The organism is Polyangium sorediatum, from assembly GCF_029946465.1.
Taxonomy (GTDB): Bacteria; Myxococcota_A; Polyangia; order Polyangiales; family Polyangiaceae; genus Polyangium; species Polyangium fumosum.
Map to the genome: position 1 here is coordinate 151,772 of NZ_JARZHI010000011.1, position 21,909 is coordinate 173,680.

Here is a 21,909-nt window from a genome sequence, read left to right on the forward strand (position 1 = left end):
GCGATCCTCCTTGTTCCCGCACGCGCCGTGCGCACTGCACAACGTGATGACGCGCGACGCGCTGCACCACGCGTCACGTGTGCATCTCGCGAGCCACGCGTGTGCATGACCGAATCGTGACGGGACGCAGGGCGACGGCTGAAGAGCGCATGTGACAGTCGGCCTCGTGCAAATGGACGTCCCGGATTCAAAGCCCTCCATCACGGTCGTCGCCGCCTCGAAGTGGTCGCTGTCCGAGCTCTTCCACGTCGCCGCGCTCGTTGCGATGCACGTGGGCCTCGTCATCGCGCTCGTGCGTGGTCCGACGTGGCGCCTCGTCGCGCTCGCCGCTGCGACCTACCTCGTGCGTATGTTCGCGATCACGGCCGCGTACCATCGCTACTTCTCGCACCGCAGCTTCAAGACGAGCCGGATCTTCCAGCTCGTGCTCGCGTTCCTCGGCACGACGGCCGTGCAGAAGGGGCCGCTCTGGTGGGCCGCGGCGCACCGCGTTCACCACAAGCACTCCGACACCGAGCGCGACGTGCACAGCCCCCTGCGTCGCGGCTTCTGGTACGCCCACCTCGGCTGGTGGATGGGCAAAGACCACCAGGAGACGCGGCTCGATCTAGTCCCTGATCTCGCCGGATATCCCGAGCTCCGCTGGCTCGATCGTTACCACGTGATCGGATCGGCCGCGCTCATCGCCGCGGTCACGATCCCCTTCGGCTTCGACGGCTTCTTGTGGGGCTACGTCGCCTCGACGGTCGTGCTCATGCACGCGACGTTCACGATCAACTCGCTCGCGCACGTGTGGGGATCACGCCGGTACGCGACGAAGGACACGAGCCGCAACAACGCGTTCCTCGCGCTCCTCACGCTCGGCGAGGGCTGGCACAACAACCACCACCACTACATGTCGAGCGCGAACCAGGGCTTCTTCTGGTGGGAGATCGACATCAGCTTCTACGTGCTCCGCGCGCTCGAGAAGCTCGGCATCGTGTGGGATCTGCGCCGTCCGCCCGAGCGCATCCTGCGCAAGGATCTCATCGCGGAGGTGGGCGAGCGCGCGCCGCTCCTGCTCGGCAAGGAGACGACGAGCGAGGACGATGTCGCGCCCTCGCTCGCTCGCACGGCGACGCGCGTCAGTTGACGGTGGACGAGCTTTTGGCGGGGCCGGGCAGCGTGCCTTGCGCCCCGCTGACGCTCTCCGTCCGCGGCTTGCGTTGCTCACGCTGACGCTCGACGGCGGCGCGCACGAAGCGCGAGAAGAGCGGATGCGCCGCCTGCGGGCGGCTCTTGAACTCCGGGTGGAACTGGCAGCCCAGGAAGTAGGGGTGATCCCGGAGCTCGACCATCTCCACGAGGCGCTGGTCCGGCGACGTCCCCGAGAGCACGAGGCCGCCCTGCGCGAGCGCGTCGCGGTACTTGTTCGACACCTCGTACCGATGACGATGACGCTCGCTGATCGACGTCGCGCCGTACGCCTCGGCCGCGACCGAGCCACGCTCGAGGACACACGGATACGCGCCGAGCCGCATCGTGCCGCCCTTGTCGAGCACGCCCTTCTGGTCGGGCATCAGGTCGATGACCGGATGGGCCGCGTTGCGATCGAACTCGGCCGAGTTCGCGCCGTGGAGCCCGCAGATGTGCCGCGCGAACTCGACCACGGCGAGCTGCATGCCGAGGCAGATGCCGAAGAACGGCACCTTCTGCTCGCGCGCGTAGCGGATCGCTTCGATCTTCCCCTCGGTGCCGCGGTCGCCGAAGCCGCCGGGCACGAGGATCGCGTCGAGCGCACCGAGCAGCTCCCCCGCGCCCTTCTGCTCGATCTGCTCCGAGTCGATGTACTCGAGGTCGACGCGCACGTCGTTGTGCAGCCCGCCGTGCACGAGCGCCTCGTGCAGCGACTTGTACGCGTCGCGCAGGTGCACGTACTTGCCGACGACGCCGATCTTCACCGTGCCGCGCGTGGGGCGCTTGAAGCGCTCGACCACCCAGTGCCACTGCGAGAGATCCGGCTGCCTCGCCCAGATGTTGAGCTTCTCGGCGATCTTCTCGTCGATGCCCTCGGCGTGCAGCACGATCGGCAGCTCGTAGATACACCCGACGTCGACCGCCGCGATGACGCAGTCGACCTCGACGTTCGAGAAGAGCGAGATCTTCTCCTTCATGCCGCGCGAGAGCGGCCGGTCGCAGCGGCAGAGCAGGATGTCCGGCTGGATGCCGATCTCGCGCATCTCCTTCACGGCGTGCTGCGTGGGCTTCGTCTTGAGCTCGCCCGCGGTCGCAATGAAGGGCACGAGCGTCACGTGCACGCTGACCGCGTTCTGGCTTCCGCACTCGACCTTGAGCTGACGGATCGCTTCGAGGAAGGGCAGCGACTCGATGTCGCCGACGGTCCCGCCGATCTCGACGATGGCGATGTCCACGCCCTCGGCGGCCGCGCGGACGCGGTGCTTGATCTCGTCGGTCACGTGCGGAATCACCTGCACGGTGGCGCCGAGGTACTCGCCGCGCCGCTCCTTCGAGATGACCGACTCGTACACGCGTCCGGTCGTGAAGTTGTTCTGGCGCGTCATGCGCGCGAGCGTGAAGCGCTCGTAGTGGCCGAGGTCGAGGTCGGTCTCCGCGCCGTCATCGGTCACGAAGACCTCGCCGTGCTGGTACGGCGACATCGTCCCGGGATCGACGTTGATGTACGGATCGAGCTTGATGTGGGTGACGCGCAGGCCACGCGCCTCCATCAGCGCGCCGATGGAGGCGGCGCCGAGGCCCTTGCCGATCGAGGAAACCACCCCACCCGTGACGAAGACGAATTTGGTCCGCTTGCTCATGAACCGCCGCTCCGGCCCCGCGTGGGCGCATCTCTTCCGAGCCGCGCTCGGTTGGTTTTTCCGTACGCTGTCGGGCGGCTCTGCCCGCTTGGGCAAACACGCTGCCTGAGTACGTACGAGGGTTTGGGGATGCATCACTCCGCTCGATGGAAGTGACGCCCCAAGCGTCAACCAGGGCGCAGTCTAGGCGTCCAGGGTGGCGCGTCAACGCGCGAGCCGCCGAAGAGATAACAGCCTTTTTCCCGCGTGAAAGCCGCGACGCACCCGGCGAGGGATGCTAACGTGGTCGATCCTGGTGCCGAGGCGCCCCGCCCATGCGTCTTGCCCGCGTCCTCCTTCCGTCCTCGCCGGTCCCACGGATCGCGCTCGAGCGTGACGGTTGCCTCTACGACGTCGCCGAGCTCGAGCGGAGGCGCGAAGGGCTGCTCCTCGACGAGGGCTTGTCCGTCGCCGAAGATTTTTTCACGCGCGTCTTCTCCGTCGGCGGCGCGGGTCTCGATGTCCTGGACGATGGACTCTGCGCCGGCAAGCGCCCCACGGAAGCGAGGCTCTGGCCCGACGAGCTGCTCTGGCTCCCGCCTTGTTTGCCCGAGCGCGCGCTCTTCGTGCAGCTCGTCGGCACGGCCGAGGGCGAAGAGCCTCGCTACCACCTCGGCAACCCGCGCGGATTGTTGGGGCATCAAGAATCGGTCGCCTTCCCGCCGACCGAGCTGCGGCCCGACGTCGAGATCTCGATCGCGGCGCTGCTTGGCGACGAGCTCCGCGCTGCGACCGTGGACGAAGCCGAGCGCGCGATCCTCGGCTTCACGATCCTGCTCGGCTGGGTCGCGCGAGAACAGGAACGAACGAGCGGAGTTTTGCGCGCGCGGGACTTCGCGGCGACGCTCGGCCCGGTGCTCGTCACGAAGGACGAAGCCGGCGCGCTCGACGACGCGCGCGTGCGTCTGCGCGTGGGCGGCGTGATCGAAGAGCTTGCGCCGCCCGCCGCGCCGGCGCTCTCGTTCGCCGAGTCGCTCGCCTTCGTCAGCCGCCACGTCACGCTGCAGCCGGGCGATATCGTTGGTGCTCCACCGATCGAAGGAGGCAGCGAGGCCGCGCGGCGCCTCGGCCTCACCTTTGGCGCGACGCTCGAAGTCGCGGTGGATCGTCTCGGAAAGGTCGCGGCGCGGCCCGTGCGTGGGCCCGTGCCGCCGCCGTTTCGTCGCGTGAAGAGCTAGAACCGACCGACGAGCCCGAGCCCGGTCATGTTCGGCGCCACGATCGGTACCGGCATGAGGAACGCGCTCTGCTCCGCCTCCGCGGGCTTCGGCGCGACCGCCTCGGTCTTCATGATGATCCCCTCGGCGATGAGCGCGAGCCCGCCGATCTGCGCGAGCCCGCCGAGCCCCGTCAGAAGTCCGCGTATCCAGATCGAGCCGGAGCAATCGGTCGCCGTGGGATCGCCGCACTTGTTCTCGGCGATCGCCATCCACGGCCCGACGATCGGGATCTTCAACGACTCCGCGCCCGGCGCGTCGGGCCAGCTCGTCGCGGCCACGAAGCCGACGCCGTAGGCGATCGCCGTGATCGCGAGACCGCCGCCAATGAGCTTCGGTCGCACCGACGACGGCGGATACCGCGGCGCCGGGGCTTCATCCGTCTCCTCGGCGAAGCTCTGCGACGAGCCGAGCAGGAGCGCGAGCGTGACGAGGATCGAGGCGCGCTTCATTCCGCTCGTCACTTCTTCTTCGGCGGCGTCGCCGGGGCGGCCTTCGCGGGCAGGTTCACCGTGTACTTCACGACCTTCGGATCCCCCTCGAAGGGCAGGCAATACTCGCCGATGAACGAGCGCTTGATGCACTGCTCGACCGGCGTGCCCGCGAACGGCGCGCCGACCTCGACATCGGTGATCTTACCGATCTTGCCGTCGAACGTGACCGACACCGGGCCCTCGCCCGTGGGGCCGTTCTCGACGACGGTCGCGCAGTTCGCGGCCTTCGACTGGCCACGCTTCAGCGCGATTTCCATCTGCTTGATCTGATCCTCGTTGAGCTTCGCCGGCTCGGACGAGCCGGTCCACTTCGTATCCTCGCCGGTGTCGCCGGACGGAGGTTCGCCCTTCGTGCTGCTCTCGTCGGTGGATTTCGCCGGCGGCTTCTCCCACGTGGAGTCGTCGCCGGCTTGCTTCGGCTGAGCGCCGCCGCAGGCCACGAGCAGGAGGGAGGTCAAGAGCCCCAGGGTGAGGTGCGAGGTCGAGGTGCGAAGAGCCACGGTCTTCTCCGGTCCCAAAGAGAGGATCGAGTTTGACTCGACCCTAGCAAGGTCTCGCGCTGTCCGCACAATGAAAGCCCACGACTGCCGTCGTCGGATGCGCGCGCCCGACCCGGACGTTGTAGGAAGCTCCCATGCACCAAGGCAGCCGTCTCCGCCCCACGCTCGCCGGCCTCGCGCTCCTCGCCCTCACCGCCTCGGCGCGCTCGGAGGTCCCGAGCCCCGCCGCGAGCCCGGCGCAGGCGCAGGCAGAGCGCCCGAGCGGAGACGCCCCGGCACGCCCGCGCGCGTCGATCGAGGCAGGGCCGATCCTGCAAGCAATGGAGAAGCTCGCGACGGACGTAAAGGGCTGGGGCGGGACCGTCGGCGTCGCCGTCGTCGACGTGGGCACAGGCGAGACGGTCGCCGCGCGCGATGGGCATGCAACCTTCAACCCCGCATCGAACGCGAAGCTCGTGACGGCCGCTGCGGCGCTGCGCCTGCTCGGGCCGGGGCATCGTTTCGTGACGGGCCTCTACGGCAAGCTCGACGGCGATCGTGTCCCGGAGCTCGTCCTGCGCGGGCAGGGGGATCCTTCGCTCGACGGCGGGGCGCTTTGGCCCATGGTGCGCGAGCTCGTGACCGCGGGCGTGCGGCGCGTGGGCGCGATCGTCGTCGACCAGAGTTACTTCGACGATCGCTTCGTGCCGCCGGCGTTCGAGGAGCAGCCGAACGAATGGGCGCCGTTCCGCGCGCCGGTCTCCGCGGTCGCGCTCGACGAGAACACGGTGACGCTCTCGGTGCGCGCGGCGGAGAAGGGCAAGGACGCGCAGGTGCGCGTCGATCCGCTCGGCTTCGTGGACGTCGTCGGGACGGTGCGGACGACGAAGAAGGGGGATCCGGAGAAGATCACGCTCGAGCTCTCGCCGAAGGGAGATCGACTCGTCGCGCGCGTGGGCGGCCATCTGCCCGAGAACTCGCGTGTCGTGCGTGTTCGGCGACGCCTCGACGATCCGCGCCTCGTTCCGGGTCATGCGCTGCGCGCGGTCCTCGCGTCGGCGGGTATCGAGGTCGAGGGACCCGTGAAGCTCGGCGGCGCCAAGGAAAAGCGTCTGCTCGCGTCGCATCGATCCCGCCCGCTCGGCGAGCTGCTCGCGCTGCTCGGGAAGGACAGCGACAACTTCTACGCCGAGATGATCTTCAAGGCCGTCGGCGCCGAGAAGAAGGCGCGCCCGGGCACGGCCGAGGGCGCGGCCGAGGTCATCACCGCTTACCTCAAGGAAATCGGCGCGTTCGAGGAGGGGATGGTCGTGAAAAACGGCTCGGGCCTCTTCGACGCGAACCGCATCACGCCGCTCGGCACCACCGCGCTCCTGCGCGCCGCGTATCGCGACGTGACCATGGGCCCCGAGTTCCTCGCGCACCTCGCGGTCGGCGGCGTCGACGGCACGCTCCGCGGGCGCTTCAAGAACCTCGGGGATCGCGGCATCGTCCGCGCCAAGACCGGCACCTTGAACGCCGTCGCATCGCTCTCCGGCTATGTGCTCGGGCCTCCGGGCCGCGCGCCGCTCGCGTTCTCCATCTACGTGAACGGCATTCCCGACAAGGTCGGCCAGGCGCGTGGCGGGATCGATAAGGTCGTCGAGGCGGCCGCGCGCGCCCTCTGGAAGGACCGGTAGCTGGAGAGCATTGCTTGCTCAGATCGCGCACGCCGTGCCGTGCGTGTATGACACGAATGTCATACCCCCTCGAAAGCCAAAGGCCACGTGGAGGGTTTTTCCACGTGGCCTTCGGTGGGGCGGATTGTGCGGGGGGTTGCCCCGCCGAACCTCAGTAGTAGTCGCGCATCTGCTTGCGGATCTTCACCAGCGCCTGCTCCTGGAGCTGGCGGATGCGCTCGCGCGACAGGTTGTACTTGTCACCGATCTCCTTGAGCGTGAGCTCGTCCTCGTCGTCGAGGCCGAAACGCCAGCGGATGATGCGCGACTCGATCGGCGTCAGCGTGGTGAGCAGCCGCCGGACTTCGTCGCTCCACTTGCGGTTCGCCAGGTGATCGAACGGCGAGAGCGCGTTCTCCTCCTGGAGGAAGTCGATGAACTTGCGCCCATCCTCGTCGCCGACCGGGCGATCGAGGGAGAACGGCGTCTCGGCGTAGAAGTCCTTCACCTTGTCGAGCTTCTCGCGCGGAACGCCGGTCTCCTTCTCGAGCTCCTCGATCGTCGGCTCGTGGCCCGTGCGCGCGATGATCGCCTGGGTCGCGCGGGCGACGCGGTTGTACGTGTCGAGCATGTGCACTGGGATGCGAACCGCGCGGCCCTTGTCGGCGAGGGCGCGGCTGATCGCGTGCCGGATCCACCACGACGCGTACGTCGAGAAGCGGTAGCCGCGGTTGTGATCGAAGCGCTCGACCGCCTTCATGAGGCCGATGTTGCCCTCCTGGATGAGGTCGATCAGCGGCAACCGGCCGCGGTTGTAGCGGCGCGCGATCGACACGACGAGACGGAGGTTCGCCTTGACGAACCGGTTCTTCGCGTCGTGCTGGGCCTGGAACGTCTTCTCGACCCGATCGAGGTAACGCTTGTACGACGGCGACATCGGCAGCGTCGGGCGCGGCGGCCGGATCGGCGCGCCTTCCTCCGTGTCGGCGATCGTGTCCTCCTCGAAGTCCGGCTCGCGCACGAGATCCCGCGCGATGCTGCTGGCGCGCGACATCCAGAGGCGGTCGGAATCCGGCAGGCGGATCACGGTCGCGAGCTCGTTCGTGAGCTGGGCCCAAGCCTTCTCGTGCTCCGGCGCGAGCTTGTACTTCTGCTTCTTCGCGATCTTCACGAGCTTCTGCAGCTCTTCGATCTGCGGCGCCTTCACCTCGTCCTCGCCCGCCTTCGCCACGTCCTCGGCGAGCGCGTCGAGCACGAACTCGGCCGCGGGTAGGTACGAAAGCAACGCGACCCAGTGATCGATCTCCGTGCGCTCGACGGCACGCGCGGTCTCGAGCTCCTCCTCGGGGCCCATGACCGGGTGCAGCGCCATGTCGCGGAAATACCGCGCGAGCATGGAGTCCCCGCCGCCCTCCTCGATGTCCTTGAGCTCGCGGTCCGCGTTGGTCCGGGGAGAATCCGGCCGGCTCAGCGGCGTGAACTCGAGGTCGATGAACTCGGCCGTCGTCGGCTCCGGATCGTGCATCTCGGGCCGCGGGCGGATGGCGGCAGCCTCTTCCGCGGCCGCGCCTTCGTCATCCAGCATGCCGATGTCGATGTCCGACGCGGCGAGCGGCTCCTTGGCGAGCGGCGTGGCGGGCGTCTTGCTGCGCGCGTCGTCGAGGAGCGCCTCGTCGTCGACCGGCGCCTGCGTTTGCTCGGGCTCCTGGCCCTTCGGCCGGCGCTCGATCGTTCCGCTGCGACGAACCGGGCGCGCGTTCGCGACGGCGGCACCGCGGCGGCCGGGCGCACTCCCGCGGGCGGGCTTGGGGGCCGAGGCGGTGCGCGTCGTGGAGCCCGTCATCGCGGCCTTGGTGGAGGGGCGGTTGGCATCGGGGCGGCGGGCGGTCGACGTGCTCATCTTGCTCTTCGTTGCGGTGGAGGGTTTTTCGTTCACTTCTTCGGAATCACCCTTTCGAGAGTGGAAGCTCTCGGCCGGGTCAAGGAGGGATCGGTCCGGGCTCGTCGGGGTTTCGAAGCTCGCCATGGCTGGGCCCTTGTTCCCGCTGCCCGATAGGGGGCTGAACGGGGGATTGTGCGGTTTGATTCCGGTGGATCCTCTCCGAGAAGAAATCGGCTGGCTCGGGCCGCCGTTCACGGATGCAATGCTGGAGACTGGATCGCTCGTCTTCTCGATGAATTCTGCAAATTTCATGCCGTCATCGGTGTATGTTCCCGAATTTCCCGGTCCCGGGTCGGGCCTTCCGCCGGTCGGCATGCTAGGAGCATCCTCCGACGAGGCATGCAGGGAGGCCGGCTCCCCGTCATGCGAGGCGGTGGGCGATGGACTGCCTCGATGGCGGTGTGCTCCCATGCTTGCGACGCTCCGTTGTAGTCGATGATGCCGACTGAGAACACGTCCAGTCGGGCATTCGTCGTGCGTGTCGTTCACGAGCTCCGCCGCGACCGGCGAAACAGTTGGATGTTTTCTGGGGCTACCCTGGTGCAGGCGATAGCCCATGGAATCTTGGCTTCGTGCGCTGGCCTTCTCGGACAGGCGCTGATGGGTAGGCAACTTGCTTCCTTCAGCGCCCTTGTCGACCCCCGCGACGCCCTGCATCATCCGATTTTTCTGGCTTCTATCGGTCTCGGGGCGTCCCTTGTAAAGACGGCAGCGAGCACCTTCTCCATCTACGGCCAGAAGCGTGCTGTCTTTCAGGTCGGGAACGCAATTCGTCGTACGATCACCGCCGCGATCGTGCTTCAAGGGCAACCGCCGAGCGCGGCCGCCGCCTCTCTCGCCGCGATCACCGTGCGTATCCGCGACGTCGAGCGCGGCGCCGATGAAGGCGTGCTCGCGGCCGCTCGTGCGATTGCACACCTCGTTCCGCTCGCCGTGGCGCTTCTCTGCCTGTCCTCGCGCCTCGCGATCGCCGCACTCCTGCTGCTCGCGCCGTTCGCGCTGATCCTGGCCTTCGCGAGGAGGTTCGTCCGGGTGCATCACGCGCGGTCGGCGCGCCTCGCCGAGGGCCTGCATTCCGCTGTAGACGAGCTGGTACGGCATCTGGATCTATGGCGAACGTATGGAGCCGCCCGGCGCGTGCATGCAGCGCTGGAAAGGGCAGGGGACGAGGCCGGGCGCGCCGCCGCGCGGGCGGAAGCGACCCGAGGCGCGATTTCGGGGGCGAACGAGGTGCTCGCCGCGGCCGCTTTGCTTTTCGTGTGCGTGTGGATCGAGCGGTCGCAGCCGTCCCTCGGCGATGGATCGCTCGTCGCATTTGCGGCGGTGTTTTTTCTAACGTATCGGCCATTGCGCGATCTCGGGGATGCGCGGACGGCGATCGAGCGAGGCGCGGCGTCGCTCGGGGCGCTCGAAGCAAGCGTGCAGGTCGGAGGCGCTGAGGCCGCGCTTGAAGCGGCCGAGGCGGCGAGTGTGCAAGGGGCGCGCAGTCGGTTTCGGCTGGCGTGTCTGTCGGTCGAAGGGCTGCGTTTCGACGTGGGCGGCGTGAACGGGCGGCCCGCGCGGTTCACGGCCGAGCCAGGGCGGATCGTGGCGATCGTAGGTCCGACCGGGAGCGGGAAGACGACGCTGCTCCGGGGGCTGCTCGGGCTCGTGCCCGCGACGGAAGGAGCGCTTCGGTACGACGGGGAGGAGCTGACGCGCGCAGGGGTCGGTCCGGACGAACGGCCCTTCGCGTGGGTGCCGCAAGAGGCGGCGATCGTGTCAGGGACGATCGAGGAGAACGTGGGGCTCGGCGCGAAGGATGCGCCCGCCGCGCAGATCCGGCGCGCGCTCGCCGACGTCGGAGGGCTCGGGCTCGCCGAGGCGCGTGGCGGGGCGAGGATGGCGGCCGGAGGGCACGAGCTCTCGGGCGGGGAGCGGCAGCTCGTGGCGATCGCACGCGCGGTCGCGAGCCATCAGCCGGTGCTCTTGCTCGACGAGCCGACGTCGGGGCTTGATGCCGAGGCCGAGGCGCGCGTGCTCGCTGCGCTCGCGGCGCAACGGGGCGCGCGGACGATCCTGATCGTGACGCATCGGCCGGGGCCGCTCGCGATCGCGGACGAGGTGATCTCGTTCGAGGGAGCGTCGGCCGTCTCGGCCACGACGCTCGCGGCTCAGAACTGAGACAAGAAGCGCGGATCGCTCTCGAAGAGCAGGCGGATGTTCGGGATGCCGTAGCGGAGCATCGCCAGACGATCGAGGCCCATGCCGAAGGCGAAGCCGCTGTACCGCTCGGGATCGATGCCGCATTGACGGAAGACGTCCGGATGGATCATCCCGCAGCCAAGCACTTCGAGCCACCCCGTGTGCTTGCAGACGCGGCATCCGGCGTAGGTGCCGTCGGCCTGTCGGCAGAAGACACAGCCGCAATCGACCTCGGCGCCGGGCTCGACGAACGGGAAGTAACTCGGCCGGAACCGCACCGGTAGGCCAGGGCCGTAGAGGCGCTCGATGAAGGCCGTGATGACGCCCTGGAGCTCCGCGAAGCTCACCTTCTCGTCGACGAGGAAGCCGTCGATCTGGTGGAACATCGGCGAGTGCGTGACGTCGTCGTCGCGGCGGTACACCGAGCCCGCCATCACCACGGCGAGCGGCGGCTTGCGGAGCAAGAACTCACGCGGCTGGACCGTCGTCGTGTGGGTGCGCAGGAGCAGGCCCGGCCCGAGCCAGAAGCTGTCCTGCATGTCCGTCGCGGGGTGATCGGGCGGGAACGCGAGCTTCGTGAAGTTGTTCTCTTCGAGCTCGATCTCGGGCCCAGCCTCGGCGACGAAGCCGAGGTCGCGGAAGATCGCGAGCAGCTCGTCACGAACCTGCGCAATGGGATGGAAATGGCCACGGCCGAGCTCGAGCCGGCCCGGCAAGCTGAGGTCGTAGGGGAGTCCGCGCAGCTCGGCCTCGCGAGCGGCGCGGGCGATCGCCTTGAGGCGCGCCTCGAAGGCGGCCTCGACCTCTTCCTTGAAGGAATTGACCCGGCTGCCGACCGTGGCTTTCTGGTCGCCGGGGACGTGGCGCATCAGCGCGAGGACGGCGGTGAGCTCGCCCTTTTTGCCGAGGACACGGGCGTGTTCGAGGCGAAGGGCCTGCTCGTTCGTCGCGGCCGCGAACGCGTCGCGGTACCGCGTGCCGAGCGCGGACAGGCCCTCCTCGATGGCCTTGATCGCCTGGACAGGATCCGCGGCGCTCACGCCCCGTCCTCCTTGCCTAGCGGCTTCCGCCCGCGAGCTTCACGACCGCGCCGAACGACGCCGGATCGTGGATGGCGAGCTCGGACAGGATCTTCCGATCGAGCGTGACGTTCGCCTTCTTGAGCGAGCTCATGAGGCGGGAGTACGTCGTGCCGTTCGTGCGGGCACCGGCGTTGATGCGGACGATCCAAAGGCGCCGGAAATCCCGCTTCTTCAGCTTGCGGCTGACGTAGCCGTACTCCCACGCGTGGCGCAGGACCTCGACGGCTTGGCGGTAGCGGTTCTTCCTGCCAAGGAAATACCCCTCGGTCAGGTTCAGGACGCGGTTACGACGACGACGGGCTTTGAACCCACGCTTGACTCTCGGCATTGGGCGCTCCTCTCTTGCTCGGGATCAGCGGTAGGGGAGGAGGAGCTTCACACGCCCCTCCATCGCAGTGTCGACGGTGTCGTTCTTGCGGAGACGGCGAAGGCGCTTCTTGCTCTTCTCCTGCATGCAGTGATTCAAGCCGCCCTTGCTCCGGCGGATCTTGCCCGTGCCAGTGACGCGAAAGCGCTTCGCGGCGGCCCGGTTCGTCTTCATCTTCGGCATGATGCCTTCTCGCTCCCGTGAGGGTGCGCTCTGCCTGGCCTCGCTCCGACCGTCGGAGCGCCGTTCGAAACCAAGGTAGATGCGGCGGGGCGAGCTTTATGGCGGACGGGTGCGGGGGTTGTCAAGGCCGCGAAGGCCCCAAGAGCTAGCCTCCGCATCCATGCTCGTCCGCGCCACCTTCGAAGAGCCGTCCAGCGACGGATCCCCCGTCCGTACCATCGTGAGCTTCCACGCTGGACATTCGATCCTGGAAGTCGCGCATTCGCGCGGAATCGCGATCTAACGCGCCCTGCGGCGGTCGGGGGTCGTGCGGAAAATGCATCGTCCGTGTGCTCGCCGGGAACGCGCCGCCGACCGAGGAAGACCGCGCGGTGCTGAGCGAGGGGATGCTCCGCGAGGGCCTCCGGCTCTCGTGCCGGATCCGGCCACGCACGCCCGTCACCGTGGAGGTGCAGAGCCGGTTCGATCTGCGCGCGGCGCCTGCCGTGACGCGGCTCGCGGCCGGGGAGCTGCCGAAGATCGTGGATGCCGCGGTGGATCTCGGGTCGACGAGCGTGCGAGGTGCTCGGCGAGGCGAGCGTGCTGAACCGGCAGGTGCGTCGTGGCCACGACGTGATGACGCGGCTGACGCACGCGCTGCAAGGAAAGCAGGCGCGCGAGGAGCTGACGGAGGACGCGCGAGACGCTGCGGCTCCTCGAAGGCGCGGCGCGAGGGCGGATCTTCCCGGAGGACGGCACGATCCGGCGGTGGGTCGTGGCCGCGAACAGCGCGATGACGACGCTGCTTTGGGGCGCGGACGTGACGAGCCTGGCCGAAGCACCGTACACGCCGCCGTTCTTCGACGAGCGGACCGGGCCGGCTGCAGAGCTTGGTTTGTCCGGGGAGATGCTCACGACGTTTCCGCTGCTCGGATCGTTCGTCGGCGGTGATACGGCCGCGGCGGTGCTCGCGACCGATCTCGATCGTTCGGGGCCTCCGCGCATGCTCATCGACATCGGGACGAACACCGAGATCGTGCTCGCGCACGAGGGCTCGCTCTACGCATCGTCGACGCCCGCGGGGCCAGCGTTCGAGGGTGGAAACATCTCCGTCGGGATGCGCGCGGAGCCAGGCGCGATCGTGCGGATCGAGGTGCGAGACGACGGGGCCGTCCGTCCGACGACGATCGGGACGGTGAAGGCAAAAGGGATCTGCGGGACAGGGCTGCTCGAGGTGCTGGGCGAGCTCGTGCGTGCAGGGATCGTGGCGAAGGACGGTGCGATCGCGTCGGGCGCGGATCGGATCACGCTCGCGCGGGGCGTGGATCTCCTGCAGATGGACATTCGCGAGTTGCAACTCGCGAAGGGCGCGCTGCGGGCCGCGACGAAGCTGCTCTGCATGACGGCGGGAATCCGGGACAAGGATCTCGCGCGGGTGGCGGTGGCGGGCGTGTTCGGGACGCACCTCCGGCACGATGTGGCGATCCGGCTCGGGATGCTGCCGGAGGTGGATCCGTCGGCGGTCGTCGCGGCGGGCAACGCTTCGCTCGAAGGGGCGACGGTGTTCGCGCGGGATCCGGAGGCGGCGCGGGCGAGGCTCGCGGATGTCCGGTCGCGGGTCCGGCACGTGGAGCTCGCCACCCGTGATGATTTCCAGGATGTCTTCGTAGCGAGCCTCGATTTCTGAGCGACCGCTCGCGCACACATCGACGGTGCCGCGTTCCGGTGCTAACTCGCCCGCCCGATGCCGCGCCGTGACGATCTGAGAAAGATCCTGCTGATCGGCTCTGGTCCCATCATCATCGGACAAGCGTGCGAGTTCGACTACTCGGGAACGCAGGGCGCGAAGGCGCTCGCGGCCGAGGGGTACGAGGTCATCCTCGTCAATTCGAACCCGGCGACGATCATGACGGACCCGGAGCTCGCGTACCGCACGTACGTGGAGCCGCTCGACGTACCGACGTTGACGGCGATCCTCGAACACGAGCGGCCCGACGCGATTCTGCCGACGCTTGGGGGTCAAACGGCCTTGAACCTGGCGCTCGCGCTCGACGCGGAAGGCGTGCTCGCGCGGCTCGGGATCGAGCTCATCGGCGCGAGCCCCGCGGCGATCCGCAAGGCCGAGGATCGCGCGCTGTTCAAGGCGGCGATGGAGCGCATCGGGCTCACGTGCCCGAGGTCGGGACACGTGAAGAGCGTGGAGGAGGCGCGCGCGCTGGCCGAGACGTCGGGGCCCTGGGGCGCGCCGCTCGGGTATCCGGTGATCGTGCGGCCGAGCTTCACGCTCGGGGGTTCGGGCGGCGGGATCGCGTTCCGGCCGGAGGAGCTCGATGCGAAGGTGCGCTGGGCGATCGAGCAGTCGCCGACGCACGAGACGCTGATCGAGGAGAGCGTGCTCGGCTGGAAAGAGTTCGAGCTCGAAGTGATCCGCGACAAGGCGGACAACTTCATCGTGATCTGCTCGATCGAGAACATCGATCCGATGGGCGTGCACACGGGCGACTCGATCACGTGCGCGCCCTCGATGACGCTGACCGATCGCGAGTACCAGCGGCTCCGGAACGCGGCGCGCGCGGTGATGACGGAGATCGGGGTGGAGACGGGCGGATCGAACGTCCAGTTCGCGGTGAACCCCGAGGACGGTCGGTTCGTGGTGATCGAGATGAACCCGCGCGTGTCGCGGTCGAGCGCGCTCGCGTCGAAGGCGACGGGGTATCCGATCGCGAAGATCGCGGCGAAGCTCGCCGTGGGCTACCGGCTCGACGAGCTGACGAACGACATCACGGGCACGAGCGCGGCGTTCGAGCCGACGATCGACTACGTGGTCGTGAAGTGGCCGCGCTTCGCCTTCGAAAAATTCCCCGGCGCGGATCGGCGGCTCGGGCCGCAGATGAAGAGCGTCGGCGAGGTGATGTCGATCGGGCGCACGTTCGCCGAGGCGCTGCAGAAGGCGGCGCGCTCGCTGGAGATCGGGCGTGATGGCCTGGAGTCGCTGCTCGGCAAAGTCGACTACCGGCAGCTCGGCAGCGATCCGAACCAAGCGCGCGACATGTTGATGGACGCGCCGCGCGAGCCCTCGGTGCCCGTGGAGATGCCGCCGGCGAGCCACGAGGATCTGGTCGCGGCGCTGGAGAAGATCGTCGGCGTGCCCGTCGCCGATCGCCTCTTCTACGTGGCGGACGCGGTGCGGCTCGGGATCCCGCTGGAGTCGCTGTACGAGGCGACGCGCATCGATCGCTGGTTCCTGTCGCAGATCGATCGGCTCGTGCGGTTCGAGCGGACGCTCGCGGAGGTCGCGAAGGAGAAGGGCACCCTCGACGAGGGCACGCTGCGTGATGCGAAGCGGCTCGGGTTCTCGGATCGGGCGATCGCGCGGCACGTCGGGCGGACGGAGGACGAGGTGCGCGCGCTTCGGATGACGCTCGGCGTGCGCGCGGTGTTCGGCCGTGTCGACACGTGCGCGGCGGAGTTTGTGGCGAAGACGCCGTACCTCTACTCGACGTACGAGCACGAGAGCGAAGCCGCGCCGAGCGGACGGCGCAAGGTGATCATCCTGGGCGGCGGTCCGAACCGGATCGGGCAGGGGATCGAGTTCGACTACTGCTGCGTGCACGCGGCCTTCGCGCTGCGGGACCTCGGGTTCGAGACCATCATGGTCAACTGCAACCCGGAGACGGTTTCGACCGACTACGACACGTCCGACCGGCTCTACTTCGAGCCGCTCACGTTTGAGGACGTGCTCTCGATCTGCGACGAGGAGCGCAAGGACGGCGAGCTCGTCGGCGTCGTGGTGCAGTACGGCGGGCAGACGCCGCTGAAGCTCTCGGTGCCGCTCGCACGCGCCGGTATCCCGATCCTCGGCACGCCCGCAGATGCGATCGATCGCGCAGAGGATCGAGGTCGCTTCGACGCGCTGCTCACGAAGCTTGGCCTGAAGCGTCCGCGCGCGGCGGTGGCGTCGAGCGTCGAGGAGGCGATCGGGGCGGCGCGATCGATCGGCTACCCCGTGCTCGTCCGGCCTTCGTACGTGCTCGGCGGGCGCGCGATGATGATCTGCCACGAGGAGAAGGAGCTCGAGGCGTACATCCACGCGGCGGTCGAGGCCGCGCGTGAGGCCGGCACGCACACGATCCTCGTGGACGAGTTCTTGAAGGACGCGATCGAGGTGGATGTCGACGCGCTCGGCGACGGCCGTGAGGTCGTGATCGGCGGCGTGATGCAGCACATCGAGGAGGCCGGGATCCACTCGGGCGACTCGTCGTGTGTGTTGCCGCCGCATTCGCTGCCGCTCGAGGTGGTGGCGTCGATCGAGGAGCAGTCGCGGCAGCTCGCGCTGGAGCTCGGCGTCATCGGTCTGATGAACGTGCAGTTCGCGGTGAAGGGCGGGGCGATCTACGTCCTCGAGGTGAACCCGCGCGCGTCGCGCACGGTGCCCTTCGTGTCGAAGGCGACGGGCCGGCCGCTCGCGAAGATCGCGGCGCAAGTGATGGCGGGCAAGTCGCTCGCGGAGCTCGGCATCACGGACGGCGTGATGCCGCAACACGTGGCCGTGAAGGAGTCCGTCTTCCCGTTCGCGAAGTTCCCAGGCGTCGATACGCAGCTCGGTCCGGAGATGCGATCGACGGGCGAGGTGATGGGCATCGCGCCGACGTTCGCGCACGCGTTCGGCAAGGCGCTGCGGGCCTCGGGCATGCAGCTCCCGAACAAGGGATGCGCGTTCATCTCGGTGAAGAACGACGACAAACCCGCGGCGTGTGTCATCGCGCGGCGGCTGCGCGCGCTCGGCTTCACGATCCTCGCGACGAGCGGGACGGCGCAGGCGCTCGCCCGCGCGCGGATCCCCGCGACGCTCATCAACAAAGTGAACGAGGGTTCGCCGCACGTCGTCGACGCGATGAAGGCAGGCGAGGTCTCGCTCGTCGTGAACACCACGGTCGGCGCGCGGTCGATCCGCGACAGCTACCCGATCCGGCGGAATGCTTTGCTCGCCAACGTTCCGTACTTCACGACGATGGCGGCCGCGATGGCTGTGGTCGATGTCATGGAGGCGAGCGCGCACGACGCGCGTGCTTTGTACCGAGTCCGCTCGCTCCAGGAGTGGAACCCGTCGTCCTGAGAGGCCACGAGGGCCGCCGGTGTTCGATGCGCCGGCGGCCTACGTGCCGTTCGGATCGTTCGTGTCGTTCTCGTTCGTGTCGTTCTCGCCGTCGTGGGTCTCATCCGACGGTTCGCGGCGCTCGCGCGGCGTCAGCGCGGCCGTGAGGGCCACGGCGAGCGCGCCGACGACGACGCTCCCGTAGAAGAGGATGTCGATGGCGCTGCCCGCGGACGAGCAGTTCGCGCCCGGGCCGAGGCGCACCGCGAGCACGCCTTCGGGCAGCTTCGGCGGCCCCTCCGGCGTGCTCGCGCGTTCGGTCACTTGCCCACCACGATGCGCTGGCCGAAGGCGCGATCGACGGCCTCGCAGAAGGAGCGGAACGCCTCGTACTCGGCCGGCGTGACGCGCGCCTTCTTGAAGGACAAGCCCGTCCGCACGGTGACCTTGCCCGGCGCTTGCTCGACCGTGACGTGGAACGCGCCGAACGGCGTGTCGAGCTTCTGCGCCGTGGGCGCCGCGCGGACCTTCATGCCCGCGGGCACCTTGATGACCCACTCTTCTTCACGGCTCGTGAGCGCCGTGAGCGTGACATCGAGCGTGCGCTTCGACGAAGGCGCAAGCTCGGCGACGAGGCGCGGCGTGATGCTGGCGGGTACGCTGAGCGCGTCGCCCTCGCGCCGCGCGAAGCTCGTGGCCTTGCCGCGGGCGCGGATCTTCACAGCCTGCTCCACGTCGTCGAGGTCGCTCGTCTCCACGCCCGCGCGGCCCTTTTCGAGCTCGATCGGGCCGAAGTCCGAGGCGAGGTCCTGCGACGCGCGTTCGTTGCGCGTGCCTTCGGCGAGGTACCGCCTGCGCCAGTCGGGCGCGTACGCGCCGGTCACCTGCACGTCCGATACGAGCTGCGCCGCGCCGCCGTCCGCGAGCGTCACCTCGACGTGGCGGCGCGTGAGCGACTGCTCCGGCGGCGGCTGCGGCAGCCGCACGAGCTTGGGTTTGCCCTCGTTGACGAGCAGGCCGATCGCCGCGCGATCCATCACGGGCAGCTCCATCGAGCCCGTGTGCTCGGCCGTGCCGTCGAGGTAGAGGTCCATCGACGGCACGTAGACGATCGCGTGATCGAAGGGTGCGAGGCTCGCGGGCTCGGGGGCGATGTCGCCACGCATGCGCGTGCGGAGCAGGACGATCGTCGAGTTGATGCCGAGCTCGCGCAGCATCGTGACGATCAAGGTCGCCTTGTCCTTGCAGTCGCCCCAGCCACGCGCGAGCGTCTGCGCGGCGCGGCGCGGCCGGATGCCCTCGATGCCGAACTCGAGCGCGACGTAGCGCGTCTGCGTGGCGAACTTGTAGATCGCCTTCACCTTCGCGGCGTCGTCGGTCAGGCCCTTCGTGAGCTCGCGGGCGCGCTTGCGCACCTCGTCGTCGACGTCGAACTGCTCGCGCGCGAGGCCCCAGTACCACGCGCCCACCGCGTCCCACGTGTCGAACGTGGAGACGTGCACCGTGCCGAGCACCTCGGACCACGGCGGCATGTTGGGCTCGGGCGCGAGCGCCGGGACGTTCGTCCCCGTGAAGCGGTAGATGCGTTTGTCGCCGTCCTCCTTCACGTCCTCGACGAGCCCGGGGAGCCGGTCGGTGCGGATGAAAAAGCGGCGCGCCTTCGGCGTGATGAGGACGTACTCGCTGCTCGCGATGGGGTGATCGTTCTGGAGGTACTGGACCTCGCCGAAATAGTCGGACTTCTCGTTGCGCGGCGCGACGTCCTCCACGCGGTAGCGCAGCTCGACGACGTCGCCCGCGTTGAGGCGCGGGAAGAGGACGACGAACGCGCGCTGCGACGTATACATCGAGATCGCGGGGTTGTCGGCGGCGCCCTCACCGCTCTCGATCGCCTCGTCGATCTTGCCGTTCGCACGGTAGACGCGCGCGGCGCGCAGATCGACGGTCTGGCGGTCGGCCTCGTAGGCGAAGTCGTACTGGCGCGCGGATGCGGCGCTCTCGTCGGTGAGCGGCTGGAAGACGACCTGGTGGAAACGGCTCGCGAGGCCGTTCGGGTAGACCGTCGTCACCGTGAGGTTGCGCATGAAGCGCATCGGGTAGCCCTGCGCGGGCTCCTTGCGCATCGGCAGGAACTTCTCGGGCGCCCACGCGTACGCCTCGTCGGCGCGTGGCGCCTTCGGCTCGATGTGCTCGACGTACTCGCGCACCTCCTTCGCCTGCGGGACGATCGTGAGGATCTGCCGCAAGAGGTCGAGCTGCTTGTCGCGATCGCCTTCCTCTCCGTAGAGATCGGAGAGCGCGCGCAGCGTCTGGACGTCCTCGGGCGCCATCGCGAGCGCCTGCTGATACGTCGCGAGCGCGCGGTCCTTCTGGCCGAGCGCGCGGTACGTGCGCGCCGCGAGGCCACGCGCCCACGCCGACCCTGCGTCGACGCCGAGGAAGCGGTTCAGCCATCGCTCCGCGCCTGCGGCATCACGGCGCGCCACCGCGAGCTCCACCTTCTGGCTCAGGAATTCGGCGTCGTCGAAGCGCAGCGCGGCATATCGCGCCTCGACCTCCTCGGCCTCGGTGTCACGACCGAGCGAACGAAGTTGCGCGGCGAGCGCGGAGAGGAGCGAGACGCAGCGCGGGTTCTTCTGCACCGCCTTCTCGAGCATGCCGAGCGCGGTGCGCTTGAGGCCCGCCTCGATGGAGAGCTCCACCAGGCCGAGCGTGCCGCCGAGGTTGTCCGGGTCGAGCGCGAGGATGCGCTCGTAGATCGGCACCGCGTCGCGCCAGTTCGCTCCCGTGCGCGCGAGGTGCGCCTCGGAGAGCAGGACGTCGAGCTTCTCCTCGTTCGTCTTCGCGAGCGTGCTCGCGCGTTCGACCCACGAGCGTCGCTGGTTTCGATCTTCGGCGAGCTCGCCGGCGAGCAAGAGCCTCGGCACCGTCGGCTCGGCCTCGGCGGCGCGGCGCGCGAGGTCGCGTGCCTTGTGCTCGGCCTTCGGATCGCCGCCGGTGATCGCGAGGTACCGCGCGTACTGCTCCAGCGCGGAGGGCGCGGGGCTCTTGCCGGACGTGAGCGCTTCGAACGCCTGCACGGGCCCGACGACGCCGCGGCCTTGCTCCTTCGGCTCCTTCGTCTTCGCGCGCTCCTTCATCGCGGCGGCGGCTTCGGTGCTCGCTTCGAGGTCCGCGCGCACCTCGACATCGAGGTCGGGCTTGCCGGCCTCGTCGCCGATACGCAGCGCGAACTTCGGCGCTTCCTCGTCGCCACAAACTTTCACCGTGATGCGGCTGAACGTCGGGCGCAGCGTCACGGTCGTCGCGAGCCTGTCGATGTCGAGCTCGCGGTACGCCCCGTCTTCGAGGATCTTCTCGCCGTCGTAGGAGAGCTTGAACGCGCCCGCGGAGCCCATCCACAGCGTTGCCTTGCGTGCCTTCGTGCCGGGCCGCGTGCGGACGAACGTCGTCGCGTAGCCGCAGACCGACTCGCGTGGGCGCAGGATGTCGCCGAAGTCGAACCACCCGTACGACGACATCGTCGGCGGCACGCGCCAGCGCACGGCGCGCTCCTTTCCTTCGTACGCGCGGCCCGCGGGGATCGCCTCGCTGAGCTCCGCTTCGGGCTGGTAGTCGAGCGCGAAGCCCGTCTTGTTGTCGTTGTCGAAGGGGCCGACGGTCATGTATCGGCCGACGAACCCGAGCTTTTCGATGCGCGCGAGCGCGCCTTCGAGGTCACCGCGGCGCCGCCTCGCGTACGCGCCGAGCAGCTCCGCGTAGACACGCACGGGCGCGGGGAGCGCCTTGTTCTCCGTCGCCGCGACGATCGCCTCCTCGACGTGCGTCGGGTCCGCGCGATCCCACGTTCGCCAGAGGTCACGCAGCGCCGTGTAGGCGGCGGGGCCCTTCGCGGAGGCGATCGCGGCGCTCGCTTCGAGCACGTCGGGGTGGATCGTCCCGCTCTCTGCGCTCGCCGGGTGCGTGGGGGCGATCGCGCAGCAGGCGAAAGTCAACGCGAGGGCGAACCGTGCCTTCGCGCGTGTCGCGCGATCCAGGAGAGCACCACGTTTCCGAGCCATCGTCGGGCTATCCCGTGCCATGACCGGCTGGTCAAGGGGAGGACGCGGCCCGCTCCAGCGAGCTTCACGACCGTGCGGACGCGGGTGCGTCGCGCTGTGTGGAAGGCGGCTTTTTCGAGGCTTTTTTGTGAGTTGTCGCGGGAAACGCTTGATGTGCGTGGGATGGGGTGGTCATCCACATTACCAGCCTTCGCGATCCTCACGGGGGGCCATGGTGCGGAGGCGCTCCGGGTTTGGCGCTCGTGGAGGGGTCGGGCAGGAATCTGCGCGTTCGTTCCGAAAGGCCACCTTGCTCCGCGACGCCTGCTTCGGA

The 21,909-nt window shown here is 68.8% G+C and carries 16 protein-coding genes; 7 read left to right on the forward strand and 9 right to left on the reverse strand.

Translation table 11 applies throughout. The features are described 5' to 3' along the window. Positions 1-172: 172 nt before the first annotated feature. On the forward strand, positions 173-1,132 hold the full coding sequence (locus QHF89_RS15790; protein ID WP_284720552.1) for an acyl-CoA desaturase: 960 nt from the start codon (positions 173-175) through the stop codon (positions 1,130-1,132). Here the strand turns inward: QHF89_RS15790 and QHF89_RS15795 are convergent. Next, positions 1,125-2,816 (reverse strand): CTP synthase, encoded by a 1,692-nt coding sequence (locus QHF89_RS15795; RefSeq protein ID WP_136968731.1) that lies wholly within the window; start codon positions 2,814-2,816, stop codon positions 1,125-1,127. The two genes, QHF89_RS15790 and QHF89_RS15795, sit on opposite strands and share 8 nt — an antisense overlap. 314 nt (positions 2,817-3,130) lie before the next feature. On the opposite strand from QHF89_RS15795, the gene QHF89_RS15800 reads away from it, so the two are divergent. Next, a complete protein-coding gene (locus QHF89_RS15800) occupies positions 3,131-4,033 on the forward strand; it encodes a fumarylacetoacetate hydrolase family protein (protein WP_136968730.1) in 903 nt (300 codons plus the stop codon). On the opposite strand, the gene QHF89_RS15805 is transcribed toward QHF89_RS15800, so the two are convergent. Both QHF89_RS15805 and QHF89_RS15810 read right to left on the reverse strand, forming a co-directional pair. Further along, positions 4,030-4,524 (reverse strand): hypothetical protein, encoded by a 495-nt coding sequence (locus tag QHF89_RS15805; protein ID WP_136930293.1) that lies wholly within the window; start codon positions 4,522-4,524, stop codon positions 4,030-4,032. The genes QHF89_RS15800 and QHF89_RS15805 overlap by 4 nt on opposite strands. Before the next feature lie 8 nt (positions 4,525-4,532). Continuing rightward, positions 4,533-5,066 (reverse strand): hypothetical protein, encoded by a 534-nt coding sequence (locus QHF89_RS15810; RefSeq protein WP_136968729.1) that lies wholly within the window; start codon positions 5,064-5,066, stop codon positions 4,533-4,535. A gap of 134 nt (positions 5,067-5,200) precedes the next feature. Here QHF89_RS15810 and dacB point away from each other — a divergent pair, with 134 nt between their 5' ends. Further along, positions 5,201-6,724, forward strand: coding sequence for a D-alanyl-D-alanine carboxypeptidase/D-alanyl-D-alanine endopeptidase (gene dacB, locus QHF89_RS15815; protein WP_136930295.1), 1,524 nt, complete (start codon positions 5,201-5,203; stop codon positions 6,722-6,724). Between the two features lie 151 nt (positions 6,725-6,875). On the opposite strand, the gene QHF89_RS15820 is transcribed toward dacB, so the two are convergent. Further along, complete coding sequence (locus tag QHF89_RS15820) at positions 6,876-8,603, reverse strand: sigma-70 family RNA polymerase sigma factor (RefSeq protein WP_136968728.1); 1,728 nt, start codon at positions 8,601-8,603, stop codon at positions 6,876-6,878. A gap of 837 nt (positions 8,604-9,440) precedes the next feature. Here QHF89_RS15820 and QHF89_RS15825 point away from each other — a divergent pair. Next, on the forward strand, positions 9,441-10,808 hold the full coding sequence (locus QHF89_RS15825) for an ATP-binding cassette domain-containing protein (RefSeq protein ID WP_136968727.1): 1,368 nt from the start codon (positions 9,441-9,443) through the stop codon (positions 10,806-10,808). On the opposite strand, the gene pheS is transcribed toward QHF89_RS15825, so the two are convergent. The 3 genes from pheS to rpmI are packed head-to-tail and all read right to left on the reverse strand — an operon-like array spanning position 10,799 to position 12,461. After that, positions 10,799-11,869 carry a phenylalanine--tRNA ligase subunit alpha gene (gene pheS, locus QHF89_RS15830; RefSeq protein WP_284720539.1) on the reverse strand — a complete coding sequence of 357 codons (1,071 nt, stop codon included), beginning with the start codon at positions 11,867-11,869 and terminating at the stop codon, positions 10,799-10,801. The two genes, QHF89_RS15825 and pheS, sit on opposite strands and share 10 nt — an antisense overlap. Before the next feature lie 16 nt (positions 11,870-11,885). Next, positions 11,886-12,239: a 50S ribosomal protein L20 gene (rplT, locus tag QHF89_RS15835; protein ID WP_136930298.1), complete on the reverse strand. Its 354-nt coding sequence runs from the start codon at positions 12,237-12,239 to the stop codon at positions 11,886-11,888. Between the two features lie 24 nt (positions 12,240-12,263). Next, positions 12,264-12,461, reverse strand: a complete 198-nt coding sequence (gene rpmI, locus QHF89_RS15840; RefSeq protein WP_136930299.1) for a 50S ribosomal protein L35 — start codon at positions 12,459-12,461, stop codon at positions 12,264-12,266. A 260-nt stretch (positions 12,462-12,721) separates the two neighbouring features. Between rpmI and QHF89_RS50190 the strand changes: the two genes are divergently transcribed. Genes QHF89_RS50190 through carB form a run of 3 tightly spaced genes read left to right on the forward strand, consistent with a single transcriptional unit; the run spans position 12,722 to position 17,556 of the window. Beyond that, entirely contained in the window at positions 12,722-13,237 is a 516-nt protein-coding gene (locus QHF89_RS50190) for a 2Fe-2S iron-sulfur cluster-binding protein (protein WP_425440843.1), read from the forward strand. Further along, positions 13,201-14,127 carry an ASKHA domain-containing protein gene (locus QHF89_RS15845; protein WP_284720553.1) on the forward strand — a complete coding sequence of 309 codons (927 nt, stop codon included), beginning with the start codon at positions 13,201-13,203 and terminating at the stop codon, positions 14,125-14,127. Before QHF89_RS50190 ends, QHF89_RS15845 begins: the two co-directional genes overlap by 37 nt. 57 nt (positions 14,128-14,184) lie before the next feature. Beyond that, a complete protein-coding gene (carB, locus tag QHF89_RS15850) occupies positions 14,185-17,556 on the forward strand; it encodes a carbamoyl-phosphate synthase large subunit (protein WP_136968725.1) in 3,372 nt (1,123 codons plus the stop codon). 39 nt (positions 17,557-17,595) lie between these two features. On the opposite strand, the gene QHF89_RS15855 is transcribed toward carB, so the two are convergent. Both QHF89_RS15855 and QHF89_RS15860 read right to left on the reverse strand, forming a co-directional pair. Beyond that, the gene (locus QHF89_RS15855; protein WP_136968724.1) at positions 17,596-17,859 is read right to left on the reverse strand and encodes a hypothetical protein; all 264 of its coding nucleotides are present in this window, start codon (positions 17,857-17,859) and stop codon (positions 17,596-17,598) included. Next, entirely contained in the window at positions 17,856-21,596 is a 3,741-nt protein-coding gene (locus tag QHF89_RS15860) for a DUF3857 domain-containing protein (protein WP_284720540.1), read from the reverse strand. The genes QHF89_RS15855 and QHF89_RS15860 overlap by 4 nt, the downstream gene beginning before the upstream one ends. Between the last annotated feature and the right edge of the window lie 313 nt (positions 21,597-21,909).